This window comes from Bombilactobacillus bombi, from assembly GCF_003522965.1.
In the GTDB taxonomy this organism is placed as follows: Bacteria; Bacillota; Bacilli; order Lactobacillales; family Lactobacillaceae; genus Bombilactobacillus; species Bombilactobacillus bombi.
Genome location: NZ_CP031513.1, coordinates 48,788 through 64,536, shown reverse-complemented (window position 1 = coordinate 64,536; position 15,749 = coordinate 48,788). Strand labels below are relative to the sequence as shown.

General features: G+C 35.7%; 16 protein-coding genes. 7 read left to right on the top strand and 9 right to left on the bottom strand.

Features of this window, described 5'->3' with window-relative positions:
* Positions 1–15 precede the first annotated feature (15 nt).
* From metG to DS830_RS00240, 4 genes are all read right to left on the bottom strand, one after another.
* Positions 16–2,019 carry a methionine--tRNA ligase gene (gene metG, locus DS830_RS00255; protein ID WP_118907876.1) on the bottom strand — a complete coding sequence of 668 codons (2,004 nt, stop codon included), beginning with the start codon at positions 2,017–2,019 and terminating at the stop codon, positions 16–18.
* A gap of 85 nt (positions 2,020–2,104) precedes the next feature.
* Positions 2,105–2,395: a hypothetical protein gene (locus tag DS830_RS00250; protein WP_118899579.1), complete on the bottom strand. Its 291-nt coding sequence runs from the start codon at positions 2,393–2,395 to the stop codon at positions 2,105–2,107.
* Positions 2,396–3,088 (bottom strand): NAD-dependent protein deacylase, encoded by a 693-nt coding sequence (locus tag DS830_RS00245; RefSeq protein ID WP_118907875.1) that lies wholly within the window; start codon positions 3,086–3,088, stop codon positions 2,396–2,398.
* A 13-nt stretch (positions 3,089–3,101) separates the two neighbouring features.
* Entirely contained in the window at positions 3,102–4,046 is a 945-nt protein-coding gene (locus tag DS830_RS00240) for a hypothetical protein (protein ID WP_118907874.1), read from the bottom strand.
* Positions 4,047–4,113: 67 nt separating this feature from the next.
* On the opposite strand from DS830_RS00240, the gene DS830_RS00235 reads away from it, so the two are divergent.
* Positions 4,114–4,623 carry a YbhB/YbcL family Raf kinase inhibitor-like protein gene (locus tag DS830_RS00235; RefSeq protein ID WP_118907873.1) on the top strand — a complete coding sequence of 170 codons (510 nt, stop codon included), beginning with the start codon at positions 4,114–4,116 and terminating at the stop codon, positions 4,621–4,623.
* A gap of 38 nt (positions 4,624–4,661) precedes the next feature.
* On the opposite strand, the gene DS830_RS00230 is transcribed toward DS830_RS00235, so the two are convergent.
* The 4 genes from DS830_RS00230 to DS830_RS00215 form a co-directional block, all read right to left on the bottom strand.
* On the bottom strand, positions 4,662–5,558 hold the full coding sequence (locus DS830_RS00230; protein ID WP_118907872.1) for a Ppx/GppA phosphatase family protein: 897 nt from the start codon (positions 5,556–5,558) through the stop codon (positions 4,662–4,664).
* A gap of 173 nt (positions 5,559–5,731) precedes the next feature.
* Positions 5,732–6,412 carry a DUF4811 domain-containing protein gene (locus tag DS830_RS00225; RefSeq protein ID WP_118907871.1) on the bottom strand — a complete coding sequence of 227 codons (681 nt, stop codon included), beginning with the start codon at positions 6,410–6,412 and terminating at the stop codon, positions 5,732–5,734.
* Positions 6,413–7,879, bottom strand: a complete 1,467-nt coding sequence (locus DS830_RS00220; RefSeq protein ID WP_118899590.1) for an MDR family MFS transporter — start codon at positions 7,877–7,879, stop codon at positions 6,413–6,415.
* 18 nt (positions 7,880–7,897) lie between these two features.
* Positions 7,898–8,356 (bottom strand): MarR family winged helix-turn-helix transcriptional regulator, encoded by a 459-nt coding sequence (locus DS830_RS00215; RefSeq protein ID WP_162887458.1) that lies wholly within the window; start codon positions 8,354–8,356, stop codon positions 7,898–7,900.
* A gap of 250 nt (positions 8,357–8,606) precedes the next feature.
* Here DS830_RS00215 and DS830_RS00210 point away from each other — a divergent pair, with 250 nt between their 5' ends.
* The 6 genes from DS830_RS00210 to DS830_RS00185 all read left to right on the top strand — a co-directional run bounded on the left by DS830_RS00210 (position 8,607) and on the right by DS830_RS00185 (position 13,978).
* The gene (locus DS830_RS00210; RefSeq protein ID WP_118907869.1) at positions 8,607–9,536 is read left to right on the top strand and encodes a phosphate/phosphite/phosphonate ABC transporter substrate-binding protein; all 930 of its coding nucleotides are present in this window, start codon (positions 8,607–8,609) and stop codon (positions 9,534–9,536) included.
* A gap of 63 nt (positions 9,537–9,599) precedes the next feature.
* Positions 9,600–10,373 carry a phosphonate ABC transporter ATP-binding protein gene (gene phnC / locus DS830_RS00205; RefSeq protein WP_118907868.1) on the top strand — a complete coding sequence of 258 codons (774 nt, stop codon included), beginning with the start codon at positions 9,600–9,602 and terminating at the stop codon, positions 10,371–10,373.
* Positions 10,370–11,158 carry a phosphonate ABC transporter, permease protein PhnE gene (phnE, locus tag DS830_RS00200; RefSeq protein WP_118907867.1) on the top strand — a complete coding sequence of 263 codons (789 nt, stop codon included), beginning with the start codon at positions 10,370–10,372 and terminating at the stop codon, positions 11,156–11,158. Before phnC ends, phnE (DS830_RS00200) begins: the two co-directional genes overlap by 4 nt.
* Positions 11,155–11,946: a phosphonate ABC transporter, permease protein PhnE gene (phnE, locus tag DS830_RS00195; protein ID WP_240366808.1), complete on the top strand. Its 792-nt coding sequence runs from the start codon at positions 11,155–11,157 to the stop codon at positions 11,944–11,946. The genes phnE (DS830_RS00200) and phnE (DS830_RS00195) overlap by 4 nt, the downstream gene beginning before the upstream one ends.
* A complete protein-coding gene (locus tag DS830_RS00190) occupies positions 11,946–13,490 on the top strand; it encodes a bifunctional metallophosphatase/5'-nucleotidase (protein WP_118907865.1) in 1,545 nt (514 codons plus the stop codon). Before phnE (DS830_RS00195) ends, DS830_RS00190 begins: the two co-directional genes overlap by 1 nt.
* Positions 13,491–13,501: 11 nt before the next feature.
* The gene (locus DS830_RS00185; protein ID WP_118899603.1) at positions 13,502–13,978 is read left to right on the top strand and encodes a nucleoside 2-deoxyribosyltransferase; all 477 of its coding nucleotides are present in this window, start codon (positions 13,502–13,504) and stop codon (positions 13,976–13,978) included.
* Between the two features lie 454 nt (positions 13,979–14,432).
* On the opposite strand, the gene trpS is transcribed toward DS830_RS00185, so the two are convergent.
* On the bottom strand, positions 14,433–15,449 hold the full coding sequence (gene trpS, locus DS830_RS00180) for a tryptophan--tRNA ligase (RefSeq protein WP_118899605.1): 1,017 nt from the start codon (positions 15,447–15,449) through the stop codon (positions 14,433–14,435).
* Positions 15,450–15,749: the final 300 nt, after the last annotated feature.

Sequence of the window (15,749 nt, the reverse complement as noted above, 5' to 3'; positions counted from 1 at the left end):
CCTCGCTTAATTTTATTATTCTACGCTAGAGCCGTTTACTAAACTTTGTGGTACTGTTACTAATTGTACTTGCCCGTCATGCTCAGCTGATAATAACATGCCTTGGCTCACCACACCCCGCATTTTCCGTGGTTTCAAATTAGTAATTGCGAGTACCTTTTGCTTAATTAGCTTTTCCGGTTCTGGATAAAACTCGGCAATGCCAGAAATAATTTGCCGTGGCTGCGAACTACCATCATCTAATTTAAACTGCAATAAACGATCAGCTCCAGCAACTTTTTGTACATCTAAAATCTCAACTACTTGAACTTTGATTTTATTAAAATCATCAATCGTAATTTCGGATTTTGCTACAGCAGCTTTAGCAGCAGCCGATTTTGACGTTTTGAGACTGCCAGAAGCCTGCGCCTTTTGCTGTTGTTCAACCATCTTTTGTTTAATGTAAGCTACTTCCACTTCCATATCCAAGCGAGGGAAAATCGGTGTTGGCTTAGCTACAACTTGAGTCTTTGGTAAATGACCAAATTCCACCGTCTTTAAATCAGCCATTGTCATTCCCAATTGTTCTAAAATTTTGGCCGGTGCATGAGTCATAACAGGACTAATTAAAATTGCAATTATCCGCAAAGATTCCGCTAAATGTGCTAATACATTACCCAAGCGTGTTGTCTGCGTTGAATCTTTTGCTAATGCCCAAGGCTCGGTTTGATCAATATATTTATTGGTCCGGGCAATTAACTTCCACGTGGCATCTAAAGCCGTCGAGAATTCAAATTTATTCATAGCAGCATCGTAGTCACTTATAGTTTGTTGAACTACAGCTTCTAGGTCTTGGTCAACGTCAGTTTGACCTAATTGTAATGTAGGCATTGTCCCGTCAAAATATTTGTTAATCATTGCTACTGTCCGATTTAACAAATTACCCAAATCATTAGCCAAATCATAATTAATCCGCTCTACAAAATCTTCAGGTGTAAAGACCCCATCACTGCCAAAAGGAATTGCACGCATTAAATAGTAGCGTAAAGCATCTAAGCCATAACGTTCTACCAACATTTCTGGATAGACAACATTACCTTTGGACTTGCTCATTTTGCCATCTTTCATTAATAGCCAGCCGTGACCAAAAATATGTTTGGGCAATGGCAATCCTAAAGCCATTAAGATAATCGGCCAATAAATTGTATGAAAGCGCATGATTTCTTTGCCCACAAAATGCACATCTGCAGGCCAAAAACGTTCAAATAAACTTTGATCAGAACTGCCATATCCCAAAGCTGTAATATAGTTCAATAAGGCATCCACCCAAACATAAACTACATGTTTAGGGTCACTGGGAATCGGAACTCCCCAATTAAAGGTTGTCCGTGACATTGCCAAATCTTCTAAACCAGGTTTAATAAAGTTATTAATCATTTCATTTTTCCGTGTTTGCGGTTGAATGAAATCAGGATGATCTTCATAATATTTTAATAATCGATCAGCATATTTGCTCATTTTAAAGAAATAAGATGGTTCTTTGACTAATTTAACTTCATGACCAGAAGGAGCTAAACCTCCAATAACTTTCCCTTGCTCATCACGATATACTTGGGCTAATTGTGATTCGGTAAAATATTCTTCATCATCTAAAGAATACCAGCCTGTATATTCTCCAAGATAAACGTCACCTTGATCAATCAATTTTTGAACAATTTTCTGAACTGCAGCTACATGTTCAGGATCTGTAGTTCGAATAAATTTGTCGTTGGAAATTTCTAAAAATTTCCATAAATCCTTGATTTGAGTGGCCATTTTATCCACATAGGCCTGGGGGGAGAGATTTTGAGACTCCGCCTTTTGTTCAATTTTTAAACCATGTTCATCTGTTCCTGTCAAAAAGAAAACATCAAAACCGCGCGAGCGCTTATAGCGGGCTAATGTATCAGCAGCCACAGTTGTATAAGAATTGCCGATGGTTAATTTACCTGAAGGATAATAAATTGGTGTTGTAATATAAAAAGTTGGTTTTTCAGACATAATTCACTGCTCACTTCCTTAATTATTGCTATAAATTATAGCATTACCGATATAGACAAAAAAGACTTTATCTACCTAGTATACCTTACTTAGATGATGTAGACTGTTGGCGATAAAGATTAGCTTGATATTGTCGAGTGACAATTCGTAAATCTCGTAGTAAATCTTTTAAATATTCTCGATATTCTGGACGTTGTATTAAGTCTAATTGGGTGGCATCAGCTTCAATATCTTGTCCTCTAGTAGATAATAATTCACCTTGAATTTGTTTTTGTCGAACTGACTTTTGAGCCAAATCTAATTTTTTAACAAACAATTGGAGAATTTGTTGGTCCAAATTCATCATTTGAGCATCATAATCAATTAATTCAGCCATTTACACTTGTACCTCCTCAAAAACTTTAACCGCATCACCCAATATCATTTCCCCATTATTAGGCATTGATAATGGTGTTTTGTTAACAGCAATTAACTGTGCTTGGGGCTGGCGATATTGAATCAAACCAGCAAAGGGATAAACTTGAAAGCTAGTTCCTACAACTACTATTAAATCGGCCTGCGCTACTGCCTGTAATGATTGTGAAACATGATTTTCATTGATATTCTCACCGTAAAGTACAATAGAACTGCGAATGATGCCTCCACAATTTTGATGGCGATAATCTTGACGATATTCATGCCAATCTACTGCTTGTCCACATTTAGTACAATAAGTATCATATAAAGTTCCATGAAATTCAATTAAGTTTTGACAACCAGCCTTGCGATCTAAGCCATCAACATTTTGGGTGATGACACAACCCTTTTGATTGGCAATTTGGGCCATTTTTTGATGAATAATGTTGGGTTGAGCTTCTGGAAAATAAAGATTTTCTTGAACAAAATGCCAGTAATCTGCTGGATGTTGAATAAAATTATCATGGCTTAACATATATTCCGCATTATGTTTACCAGCATAAACGCCCGTTTCAGAACGATAATCAGGAATTCCTGAGGCTGTTGACACTCCTGCTCCTGTCATGAACACCACATACTGTGCTTGCTGTAATGCTTGATTCAAATCTTTCACTATAACTACCCCCTTACGTGCGCATTAAATAGTGAATTTGTTGGGCCTTTAAAAAGTCTTGAACATTAATCTGATAAAGCCGTTGATATTGTGTAGGATCTAATTGTTGTAAGTTTAAAGTGCCCACGCTTTGTTGATCATTATTACCAATTAAGATAAAAGCTCGTTGATTAGTTTGTCGATCTAAAAATTCGGCATGCTTGATTTTGAATACTTGTTCTAAGGTCAAACGTAATTGGCGTTCACTGAGAATAGGAGCAATGGCAACAAAATCAGTATATGGTAAATCTTGATAATTTTGTTTGTGTAAAAGTTGATTAAACTCACTTAATAAATTGACTTCTTGACGGCGCACTGCAAAAGCATTGGCAGTTAAGCGTTTGGTCATACTTTGGTACAAAAAACTAGCCGCGGACCAGGATTGAGGATAAAGCTTTTCCCAATGATTCCAGTCTTGGCCTTCACTAAAAGTCAAAGCATCCAACAGCATCAAAATACGAAAAACAAAATATTGTGCTGTAGCTGGTGTTTCAGGTTCAACTTTTTGTGCTAATCCTGCGATAAAATCGGACTTAACTTGATTGGTGATTTCACCAGCAGCACGTTGTTGTTGCATAATTAAGACATGCTCCACACTACCTAATAAAGAAACGGCAGTAGCTTGTAATTGTTGATCAAACTCAGGTTTAGTAGTTGTAATGGGAAAACTAATCTCTGCAAAATTACTCATTTCCATTTGAATGTGACGTAATTCATGTGCTAAGGTAAAATCAGGATTCGATGATTGGGCCATTTCCAGGTAAATATTACCGGTATGATCTCTTTTGTGACCAGATTGATCAAAGGCCAGCCAATCTTCTTGGCGGCCATTATCCTGTAAAATTATTTTGGCTTGTACTTGTTGTTGTATCTGATGATATAATTCTTGAACTTTAGAGCTAAATTGTGTTATTTGCATAACTTTCCTCACTGATTGTACAATTATAGTATGATTATAGCATTTATCTTGAAGGGAGTTTTTATAAATGAAAATTGAAGTGGCATTAGATCAAGGTCGCTTACCTGCCAAATATGGTAAATTTGGGGCAGCTGCCGATTTTAAAAATCAACATCCTTTACGCTCTTTCCCCATTAAAATCAGTAATCTTCCAGAACAAGCAGTTAGTTTAGCCTTAACTTTCGTTGATCCTGACTCTATTCCGGTAGCCGGTTTTCAGTGGATTCACTGGACTGCAGCTAATTTACCTATCAATATCCAAGGAATACCCGAAAACGCCAGCCAACAACAACCGTTTTCCTTTATTCAAGGTAAGAATTCCACTGCTAGTCCTTATATTAATGAAGCTGATGCAAGTATTAATCAGCGCTACGTAGGACCAACTCCCCCAAGTGGAATTCATAATTATGAATTGCGTCTTTATGCCTTAGATAAAAAACTTGATCTTAAGGCTGGTTTTTGGATGAATGAACTGCAGCATGCAATGGAAGGACATATTTTAGAACATCAAAAGCTAATTTTACCTTATCGCGGATAAAAATTTTTGCCTCAGCAAACTATATGGATGAATGAGAATTAATTTTTCTCATTCATTTTTTCTAAATATTCTTGCAAAATCCCATTACGCAAACCTGCTTTACTAAAGCAAACTTGCTTGACATTAAAATATTCCATTACGGTTTTTAATGGTAATAAGCCTGCTGGTATAAACGGTGCTCGTTGGGCTTCTATCCGTTCCAAAGTCAAATTTTGCTGCAAAGAATTTTGTTGGAGCAATTGCACCCAAGATTCAACTTTATCATGGGCCAGCCAGTGCGAATCTGGTTGGTCCATAATCGTAAATAACGCTCGATGTACTCCGCCAATCACAACCAACCGTTTAATATTTTGTGAATTGATTTTTTGCAACTTCTGTTGCAATAATTGTTGGACATTTTTAATTTGCGCTATTGTTAGTTGTTGAGGGTTATTCAAATAATCATATAGTTTAACTGCTCCGTAAGGCCAGCTATCTGCTTGTATCAGCTTTTGCTGTTGGACCACTCCCATTTCAAAGCTGCCACCACCAGTATCTAAAAATAAAAAATCAGTTAAATGTAAATCAGTTTTAATGGCAATGGCATCATATTCGGCTTCTTGTTGTCCAGTTAAAACTATAATGGCAATTTGGGCTTGCTGTTTTGCAGCTTGAATAAAATCTTTTTGATTGCTGGCTTGGCGAATAGCTTCTGTAGCCGTAGCAATAACTTGATCAACTTTTTGTTCCGTAATAATTTGCTGAAAGTTTTTTAAAACTTGAATTCCTGCAGTAAAATTGGCCTGATTAATTGCCCCTGTTGCGGTCATATCTTTAGCCAATTGTACAAAATGACGGTAGCGCTTAAGCTCTTTTACTTGTTGTTTAACATTGATTTGATACAGTACCATTCGAATAGAATTGGAACCAATATCAATTAAGGCTAACTTGGACATCCGCTTAATCTCCCCTTTTTAAACAAGAATACACAAGATTATTCTAAAATGCGACCCCTGAAAATGTAACTTTACTAACTTTTGCCTAATTTATTTGGAAAATAAGGGACTAAGACAATAACCGTCTCAGTCCCTTTGTATTAAAAATATCTTAATCATTTATAATGATGCTCTTATTGAGCTAATTTTTCAACAGCCTGGCGTTGATACTTGGCTGCTAAAACCCGTTGTTGAGCTTTAGTCATTGTGGGCTGTTTTTGTAAAGTTACTAGTAACTTATGTTGCACTTGCTGGGTTAGTTGCTTTTGCATTTGCGGATTACGCAAATTGCGAGCTAATTTTTTGGCCTGTTTGGTAGATAGGATAGCCCAATTTTGGGGTACAAAAAATTTATTTGTGGTCTGAATATGTTCTCCTTCATTTCCAGAAATACCAAATAAAGTTCGATAAAACCCATTTTTATAAGACCATACTTTTTTTTGAGAAACTAAACGTGCTTGAGCATTCGTCCTAATTATTTGATCGCTAGTTTGTTCAGGGTTAGTATGCTGAACTTTAGCAGTAGAGCTTGTTTTATAAAGATAAACTTTATTTTTACCACTGGTACCCAGTGATTGATACAATAACATCGGCATTTGAGAACTGCGATTAACACTTGTCATTGCCATAGTTGACGTTTGCGTTTTTGGCTGCATACCAAAGTGATAAGTATCATTGGCAACCATTAACGCTAACACGCCTACTATCAAAACATCACCAATAACTCTAATCCAATTAGCAGTATGGCGATTTCTTACATAAACACCACCGAAGTAAGTGATTAAAGTAATTACAACTAACAAAACAATAATCATTTATTTCACCTCCGGTTGTAAATCAACAGAACGCTTTTTATCCTTTAAGAAAAAGGATAAAGTAAATGTAATTAAACATAAGGCCACTGAGACACCAAAAGCTGCGCGATAACCCATAATTGTTGCATTGGACATTTGATTTTTATAAGCAATAGGTGTAGCTGCTAATAGACTATGAGCTGGCTTTAAGGTGTTAGTAACATTAGTTAAAACACTAATCAAGACTGCCGTTCCCATCGAAGTGAAAACTTGACGTATCGTATTATTAACTGCTGTTCCATGACTAATCAAATTAAAAGGCAATGAATTCATGCCTGAAGTCGTAACTGGCATATTAACCATCGAAATTCCAAACATTCGAAAGGCATACAAAACAACAATATACAGAGTTGAAGTTTCATTAGTAATAAATAAAAATGGCACAGTGCCCGCCGTTAAGAAAAACATGCCTGTGGTCGCTAAACGCTTTGCTCCATATTTATCAAAGGCAGCTCCTGTTACGGGACTCATAACCCCAGTAATTAAAGCTCCCAAAAGCAAGGCTAATCCAGAATGAAAGGCAGATAGACCCTTAATCATCTGCAAATATAAAGGCAAAATCATTTCAATACCCATCATTGCCATGTTAGTAACAGATGACAATACAACTGAAAGAGAAAATTCTGGTGATTGAAAAACGCGCAATTGTAAAAAGGGATTATCCAAATGTAATTGACGATACACAAAAAATCCTATAAAAATTAATCCTAATAAAATAGAACCATAAACAAGTGGGGCCGTCCAACCATGATCACCCACGGCAGAAAAGCCATACAACAAACTACCAAAACCAAAAGTTGATTCAATAATGGATAAAACGTCAATTGAATTATTAGATGTTTTCAATACTGAATGCATCGTAAAAAAACTAGCAATTACAACTAAGGCAACAATCGGAATGATAATACTAAACAAATCACGCCAAGTCCAATTGTCAATTACCCAGCCTGATAAAGTGGGGCCAATAGCTGGGGCTAACCCAATAACTAAACCACCTAACCCCATCGCCATTCCCCGTTTTTGCGGTGGAAAAATTGTTAACATAATTGTCTGCATTAAGGGCATTGTTACTCCCACAGCAACACCTTGAATTAAACGTCCACTGAGCAGCATGCCAAAACTATTAGCAAAATAACAAATTATTGTCCCAATGAGAAAAATACTCATTGCACTAATATAAAGTACTTTTGAATTAACTCGTGTGCTAATCCATGCACTAATTGGAATCATAACTCCATTAACCATCATAAAACCGGTTGTGAGCCATTGTACCGTAGACGCTGAAATATCAAAAGCTTTCATTAAAGTTGGAAAAGCTGTTGCGAGAATCGTTCCGTTTAAAACCGTACAAAAAGTTCCCGCTAATAAAGTTATTACCATTGCAATTTTATTAAATGACTTGCCATTGATATCGACAGCTTTGCTCATAACAACACCTCATTTTTACTATTTTGGGGTTAATTCCCCTATTAATTGTTGATAATCAACTTTCTTCAAATCATTTTCAACTCTTTTAATTAAAGAGTCTAAAGTCTCTAATTCTTGAGCGGTTAAATCATTAAAAATCACCTGATCCCATTCATCCAAAAAACTATTTAAAGCATTAAAAATTTTTTGGGCTTGCTGAGTCGGAAATACCAATTTTTTGCGGTGATTGTCAGGATCTTCTTGGCGCACAATGAGTTTTTGATTTTCCAGATTACGCAAACTGCGTGCTACACTAGCTTCATCAGCCATCACATGTTTAATAATTTCACTTTGGCTGCTTCCCGGGCGAGCAGCCACCATTGTCATCAATAAACCATCAAACACTTTTAAATTATATGGCTTCAAAAATTCTTGTAGCAAACGGCGTTTTAATCGGTAAAAACCAATTTCAAAATGCAAGAAAGATTTACTATCCATAACTACCCCCTTAAAGAAAAACGCAAGAACAATCTTACTAGCTAACTTGATTTTTGTCAAGTGTTTGCAAAAGCTAAGGTTATAAATCATTATAAAAATAATATTTGTGTTTTATGCTATTATTTTTAATAAATAAAATAATTCAGTTATAATATATAGATAAATACGTATTATATATAAAAATAAATTGATATTATTCGTTTTATCGATTATAATTTCATTGTACTTAAGAAAACTTGTGGAGGTCGCTATGTTTAAAGGTATTAAAAAATTACGTGTACTTTTAGGAATATTGGTTAGTCTATTCATTGGCAACAGTCTGATTACTACTGTTCAAGCTAGCTCGTATACTCCGAAAAAACTTACAGTTCAATTTGTACCATCAGTGGATGCTGGTAGTATTGAATCTAAAGCAAAGCCACTAGAGAAGTTACTATCACAGCAACTAGGAATTCCTGTTCAAGTAAGTGTTTCTACTAACTTCAATACAATTGTAGAAGCTATGGGTTCTAAAAAAGTCGATGTTGGCTTTTTACCACCAGATGCTTACGTAGTTGCCCATAAACAAAACCATGATAAAGTTATTTTGCAAGCACTACGTTATGGATCTAATAATAGTGGTACTAAAGAAGGTAAAAAGTTAGTTAACTATTACCGTTCACAAATTTTTGTTAAGAAAAACAGTAAAATAAAAAGCATTAAAGATTTAAAGGGCAAAACAATTGCAGTTCAAGACACCACTTCTTCTGCTGGTTGGATCTATCCGGCAGTAGAAATGTATCAACATGGGGTTAATATTAATAAAAATAAAATCAAAACTGTGCAAGTTAAAGGACATGATCAAGGAGTTTTGTCCGTCTATAATGGTGATACAGACGCATCTTTTGCATTCAAGAAGGCACGTTTAATTGTTCAAAAAGATACTCCTGATATTATGCAAAAAGTAGTTCCAATTTATACAACTGCTAAAATTCCTAATGACACAGTTACCGTTCGTGGTGATATGAGTCCAAAATGGCAAAATAAAATAGCTAACGCACTAATTAAAATTTCAAAGACTAAAAAGGGTCACAAAATCATTTCTGAAGTTTACAGTCATGAAGGATATGTTCGCTCGAAAGATAGTAACTTCAATATTATTCGCAAATATGACAAAATTGCACAAAAAATCAACAGATAATTTCTTAATTACAAAATTAACTGAATAAAGGCCAATCGGGCCTTTTTTTATAGAAAGGTAAAAATGACAAACCCTATAATCTCTATACGCGATGTTTCAAAAACATATGATAATGGAACAATTGGCTTAAAACATATTAATCTGGATATTAAAAAAGGTGAATTTGTTGTAATAGTAGGCTTGTCTGGAGCTGGTAAAAGTACACTTTTAAGAACAATTAATCGAATGCACTCTATTTCAAGTGGTGACATTTTGGTTAACAATCATTCCATTATTAATTATCATGGTAAACAATTACGAGACCTCCGCCGAAATATTGGCATGATTTTTCAAGACTTTAATCTTGTTAAAAGATCAACTGTCCAAAGAAATGTCTTATCAGGACGAGTAGGCTATTATTCAACTCTTAAAAGTATCTGTAATCTATTTTCTACAGCAGATAAAAGAAAGGCAGTTGCGGCTTTGCAACAAGTTAATTTAGCTGAAAAATTATATACACGAGCCGATGCTTTGTCCGGTGGTCAGCAACAGCGAGTTGCGATTGCACGGGCTTTGATGCAAGATCCTAAAATAATATTGGCTGATGAACCAATCGCATCTTTAGATCCAATGACAACCACAGCAGTAATGAATGATTTAAAAAAGCTGAATCAAGAATTAGGAATTACCATTCTTGTCAATCTTCACTCAGTATCAATTGCCAAACAATTTGCGGATCGAATTGTTGGACTACGTGCAGGTGAATTAATTTATGATAAGCCTATTAACCAAGTTCAAGATGTTGATTTTGATGAAATCTATCAATCACAAGAATCTGGAAGTGAGGTTCAAAGATGAATCACTTACCCCAGCGTACTTTAATGCAAAAATGGCATCTTAAAAGTTTGAGTTCAGTTTTAATATTTGTAATATTACTAATTGGTAGTGCCAAAGTATGTGGCATTAATTGGAGTAGTCTTAATCAAAATTTTTCCCAGTTTTTCGATTTATTTAAAAAAATGGCTCATCCTCAATGGTCATACGTCACAGTAGTTATCCAGCCAATTATAGAAACTATCAAAATGGCATTGATTGGTACCACTTTAGGTTCGATAATTGCTCTTCCTATTTGTGTATTTGCAGCACGCAATATTGTTACTAATAAAATTGTCACGACCAGTATTCGCTTCTTACTCAATATCATACGTACCTTACCTGATTTAATGCTGGCAGCTTTATTTGTAGCCATTGTGGGAATTGGTCCTTTAGCAGGTATTCTAACCTTAGCTATTTTTTCCTTTGGAATGGTTTCTAAGTTATTTTACGAAGCTATAGAAACCATTGATTCTGGACCTTTAGAAGCTTTGCAAGCTGTTGGTGCCAATAAAATTCAAATTATTGTTTTTGCTGTTCTCCCACAAGTAATAAATAATTTTGTTAGTTACTTTTTATATACATTAGAAATTAATGTCCGTGCTTCTACAGTTTTAGGTTACTTAGGGGCAGGAGGAATCGGAGTTTATTTACAAAGGTCGTTAGATTCTTTTAACTACCAACAAACTGCTGTCATTATTTTAGCTATTTTAGTAGTTGTCTTAATTATTGATGGCTTAAGTAACTATTTACGGGAGAAATTATTGTGAAAAAATTTAATTCAAAAAATAGATATACTTGGTTAATAGTGGCAATTATCATTGTCTTGGTTTATTGGTGGAGTTTTCAAGGTATCAGTTTCTCTGGCATTAAAGATTCTGCTGGGGATGTTGTAAAATCAATTTGTAATGGTCTAATTCATCCAGATTGGAAATATATTTATGACGGTTCCGGGGAAGATTTAACTAGCCTTATAGTTCAGACGTTAGCGATTGCTTTCTTGGGAACTTTTATTTCCGCTTTGTTAAGTATTCCCTTCGCTTTTTGGGCAGCCCATAATTCTAAAGAAATAATCGGACATCCCCGCTCCAATTCTGGTAAAATTATTTTAACAGTGATCAGAACTTTTCCTGAAATTGTTCTGGCAATAATGTTCATCAAAGCTGTTGGTCCTGGTTCATTCGCTGGTGTATTAGCTGTCAGCATTCACTCAATTGGCATGCTAGGTAAGTTATTCAGCGAAGCTATTGAAAATATGGATTATCGCGCAAGTGAAGCCTTAATCAGTGTTGGTGGCAATCGACTCCAGGTTTTAATGATGGCCACTTTACCTACAATTATGCCTGAATTTTTGTCCTACACACTTTATCGCTTTGAAATTGCAGTCCGTTCTGCATCTATTCTTGGAATGGTAGGTGCAGGCGGTATTGGAACTCCCTTGTTATTTGCTATTCAAACCAGAAATTGGAGTCGGATGGGAATCATTTTAATAGGAATTATTATTATGGTAACAATGATTGATTGGATTTCTGGAAATCTAAGAAAGAAGCTAGCTTAATGAAGATAAAAATCCTTTCAACTAGTGATGTACATGGTTATTGGTATCCTACAAACTATAGTAAACCAGATGACACTAGGCCCTTAGGCTTATTGAAAGCAGCCAGTATTATTAATCGCATCCGGCAAAATAGTGCTGCAGATGATTTAGTAATTACGATTGAAAATGGTGATTTTATCCAAGGATCACCACTGACATATTATGCGGCCAAAATCGACCCACAAGCACAGGCAATGTACATGCAATTGACCAATAAAATTGGCTACGATGTAGGAATTTTGGGTAATCATGAATTTAATTATGGAATTGATTATCTCCAAAATTGTGAACAAAACCGCCATTATCCTATTTTAGCCGCTAATATTCAAACGAACAGTTCCGTCATAGATGCTCCTTATAAAATAATTGAACATCAAGGCCTAAAAATTGCGATTGTCGGTTTTACTACGCAGTATATTCCTCATTGGGAAGATCCACGCCATATTCAAGGCTGGCAATTTGACTCAGTCGTCCAAACTGCCAAAACGTTAATTCCTCAACTACGAAAGCAGGTTGATATTATCATCGTAGCTTATCATGGTGGTTTTGAGCGTGACTTAAAAACTAATCAACCTACTGAAGAGCTAACCGGTGAAAACGAAGGCAGTCAATTGTTGCAAGAAGTACCTGGTATTGATGCTTTAGTTACCGGACATCAACATCGAAGTATTGCTACTAAAGTTAATGGCATCCCCGTCACTCAACCTGGTTATCAAGGCCGTTATGTTGGTGAAATCACCCTAGAATTAGATGCTGATAATCACATTATCAAGCAAAATGCTCAACTACACGAAGTTTCAACAGCAAAATTAGACGCCGACTTACAAGCGCTCAGTTCTAATTTGGAACAGCAAGTTCAAACTTGGTTGGATCAAGTTCAAGGTCAAATTAACGGTGATATGATCATTTCAGACCCCATGCAAGCTAGATTGCATAATCATCCTTATTTAGACTTTATCAACAAAGTCCAAATGGCAGCTACTCAAACCGATATTGCCGGCACAGCTTTATTTAATAATGATGTGCCCGGTTTTGGCCATAGAGTTAGTTTGCGTAACATCTTGACTAGTTACCCTTTTGCTAATACACTGGCAGTTGAAGTTATTACTGGCGCCGAAATGAAAGCAGCACTTGAACAAGCCGCCAGCTATTTTGTAGTAGAGAATGGACAAGTACAAGTAGCAGCAGACTTTCTCCAACCGAAAGTGCAACACTATAATTATGATATTTATAGTGGTATTGATTATGAATTTGACCTCCAACAACCTGTAGGTCAGCGAGTAGTCAAATTGCAGTATCATGGACAAGATGTATTACCGCAACAAGAATTAGAAGTTACTTTAAATCGCTATCGTGCTGCTGGCAATGGTAATTATTCGATGTTTAGTTCTGATAAAATTATCCGTGAAGTTCAAATTGATATGACAGAATTAATTAGTGATTATTTTCAAAAGCATCCCGTTGTTCAAGCAGTACAGCCGACCAATTTTACTGTTAAATATTAAAGGAGATTATTATGAAAATTTATTTTGCAAATGCGTTATTTTCCCAAGCTGAAATTAATTATAATGCCCAATTAGCCCAACAAATTCGCCAATTAAGTCCAGACATTGACTTATACTTACCCCAAGAAAATGGTGATATCAACGATAAGCAGGCATATGCCGATTCTACAATGATTGCACAAGCTGATACTGAACAATTAGTTCATAGTGATTTAATGGTAGCCATTTTAGATGGCAATACGATTGATAATGGTGTTGCCACAGAAATCGGTGTTGCTTATGCCAAACAGATTCCAGTTATTGGTCTTTATACAGATACTCGCCAACAAGGAGCGGATAATCAAGAAAAGCTTCAAGCTTTAAGTCAAATAGCTGAAAATCAATTTCATTATCTCAATTTATATACCACTGGACTTATTAAGTTAAACGGCACAATTGTTAATAATGAACCTGACTTATTAGCGGCCGTCAAAAAGTATTTAAATTAAGAATCAAAAAATATAAGTTCTAGAATTAATCTCAACAAATGTAAAAACTTAAACAATGGTTTGTGCTGGTAACCTTTTAAAGATTTCTGAATGGCGTCAGTGCTTTATTGGGGAGAGAAACAGCATCCCTTATTACCCCCTTTAAAGAATTAGTAAGCTTATAGATTATATGTAAACAAAAGAGCTGGTGCGTTAACACCAACTCTTGAGTAGATTCGTTTAAGACATTGAGTATCTCAATTATATTATTATTTAATAATCGCTAACTTCCAAAATAGAAGGCGATTATTTTTTTGGTTTAGTTTAATAAGTTCTAGCAAGAGTGCTACTGCTTTTAGTTTCTCTACGAAAATATTATACAATCCTAAGTATACTATGATTCCGCTATTTTAGATTTAATCTTATGCACTCTTGCTCGGGCTAAACCGTATTATTGATACAAATGATTTTTCATCTAATCAAAATAATTAACCCCAATCGCAGCACGCACTTCACTTAAGGTTTGCTCTGCTACTTCGTTGGCTGTTTGACTGCCTTCTTGTAAAATCCGATAGACCTCGCCTAAATCTTGTTCATATACCTGCCGGCGTTGGCGAATAGGATCTAGAACTTCATTTAAAACTTCTTCTAAATAACGTTTTACTTTGACATCTCCTAAACCACCAGCCTGATAATGGGCCTTCAAATCAGCAATTTGGTCTTGATCAGTGCCAAAAACATCCAAATATTCAAATACTGTATTGCCTTCAATTCGACCAGGATCTTCCACATGAACATGCTGAGGATCGGTGTACATTTTCATGATTTTTTGGTGGACTTCATCGGCACTATCCGACAAATAAATCGCATTATTTAATGATTTGCTCATTTTCGCATTTCCGTCTAAGCCCGGTAATCGTCCTTGACCCTTTGGTGGGAATAAGCCCTCTGGTTCAACCAAAACTTCGCGTTGATAAGTAGTATTGAAAGTTCGAACAATTTCTCGAGCTTGTTCCAGCATTGGCTCTTGATCATCCCCTACAGGCACCGTATCAGCCTTAAAAGCAGTAATATCAGCGGCTTGACTAACAGGATAAGCAAGAAATCCAGCGGGCACACTTCCACCAAAATTTTTTTGTTGAATTTCTGCTTTTACAGTAGGATTACGTTTCAATCGTGCAAGAGTGACTAAATCCAAATAATACATCGTCAATTCATTCAAAGCCGGGATTTGCGATTGAACAAAGATTGTTGATTTTTTAGGATCAATGCCTACAGCCAGATAATCCAAAGCTACTTCAATTAAGCTACGCCGAATTTTTTCAGGATTGCGGGCATTGTCAGTTAAAGCTTGCATATCTGCAATCATAATAAAAGTACGATAATCACCAGTATTTTGTAATTTAACGCGATTTTTTAAAGATCCAATGTAATGACCAATGTGTAACTTTCCAGTTGGTCGGTCTGCAGTTAAAATTGTATGTTTAGCCATATTCTTCTCCTTTATTTTATATAAAAAAATCCCATTGTTCACTTGAACAATAGGACGTAATTAACGCGGTACCACCTGTTTTGCAAATTAAATATTTGCCGCTTATTTCCAGTTTAGGGCACTGGCTACCAAATACCCAAAGCTCCACTTCTTTATCAACTCGGGCTAGTCTTACAACCACCGACTAGTTTCTGATTTCCCTATTGCTAAATACTTTGCACTCTGGTTTAAACAACTTTAAGCATATTATACCACAATCTTAATTTCGTGATTTGGGATAATTAGCAATATACTTTACAT

What these genes read in the sequence shown, in the direction of transcription:
- metG (WP_118907876.1), bottom strand. Translation starts at nt 2,019, where the DNA reads ATGTCTGAAAAACCAACTTTTTATATTACAACACCAATTTATTATCCT.
- DS830_RS00185 (WP_118899603.1), top strand. Translation starts at nt 13,502, where the DNA reads ATGAAAATTTATTTTGCAAATGCGTTATTTTCCCAAGCTGAAATTAAT.
- DS830_RS00235 (WP_118907873.1), top strand. Translation starts at nt 4,114, where the DNA reads ATGAAAATTGAAGTGGCATTAGATCAAGGTCGCTTACCTGCCAAATAT.
- DS830_RS00210 (WP_118907869.1), top strand. Translation starts at nt 8,607, where the DNA reads ATGTTTAAAGGTATTAAAAAATTACGTGTACTTTTAGGAATATTGGTT.
- DS830_RS00250 (WP_118899579.1), bottom strand. Translation starts at nt 2,395, where the DNA reads ATGGCTGAATTAATTGATTATGATGCTCAAATGATGAATTTGGACCAA.
- DS830_RS00215 (WP_162887458.1), bottom strand. Translation starts at nt 8,356, where the DNA reads ATGGATAGTAAATCTTTCTTGCATTTTGAAATTGGTTTTTACCGATTA.
- phnC (WP_118907868.1), top strand. Translation starts at nt 9,600, where the DNA reads ATGACAAACCCTATAATCTCTATACGCGATGTTTCAAAAACATATGAT.
- DS830_RS00190 (WP_118907865.1), top strand. Translation starts at nt 11,946, where the DNA reads ATGAAGATAAAAATCCTTTCAACTAGTGATGTACATGGTTATTGGTAT.
- DS830_RS00220 (WP_118899590.1), bottom strand. Translation starts at nt 7,879, where the DNA reads ATGAGCAAAGCTGTCGATATCAATGGCAAGTCATTTAATAAAATTGCA.
- trpS (WP_118899605.1), bottom strand. Translation starts at nt 15,449, where the DNA reads ATGGCTAAACATACAATTTTAACTGCAGACCGACCAACTGGAAAGTTA.
- phnE (WP_118907867.1), top strand. Translation starts at nt 10,370, where the DNA reads ATGAATCACTTACCCCAGCGTACTTTAATGCAAAAATGGCATCTTAAA.
- DS830_RS00225 (WP_118907871.1), bottom strand. Translation starts at nt 6,412, where the DNA reads ATGATTATTGTTTTGTTAGTTGTAATTACTTTAATCACTTACTTCGGT.
- DS830_RS00240 (WP_118907874.1), bottom strand. Translation starts at nt 4,046, where the DNA reads ATGCAAATAACACAATTTAGCTCTAAAGTTCAAGAATTATATCATCAG.
- DS830_RS00230 (WP_118907872.1), bottom strand. Translation starts at nt 5,558, where the DNA reads ATGTCCAAGTTAGCCTTAATTGATATTGGTTCCAATTCTATTCGAATG.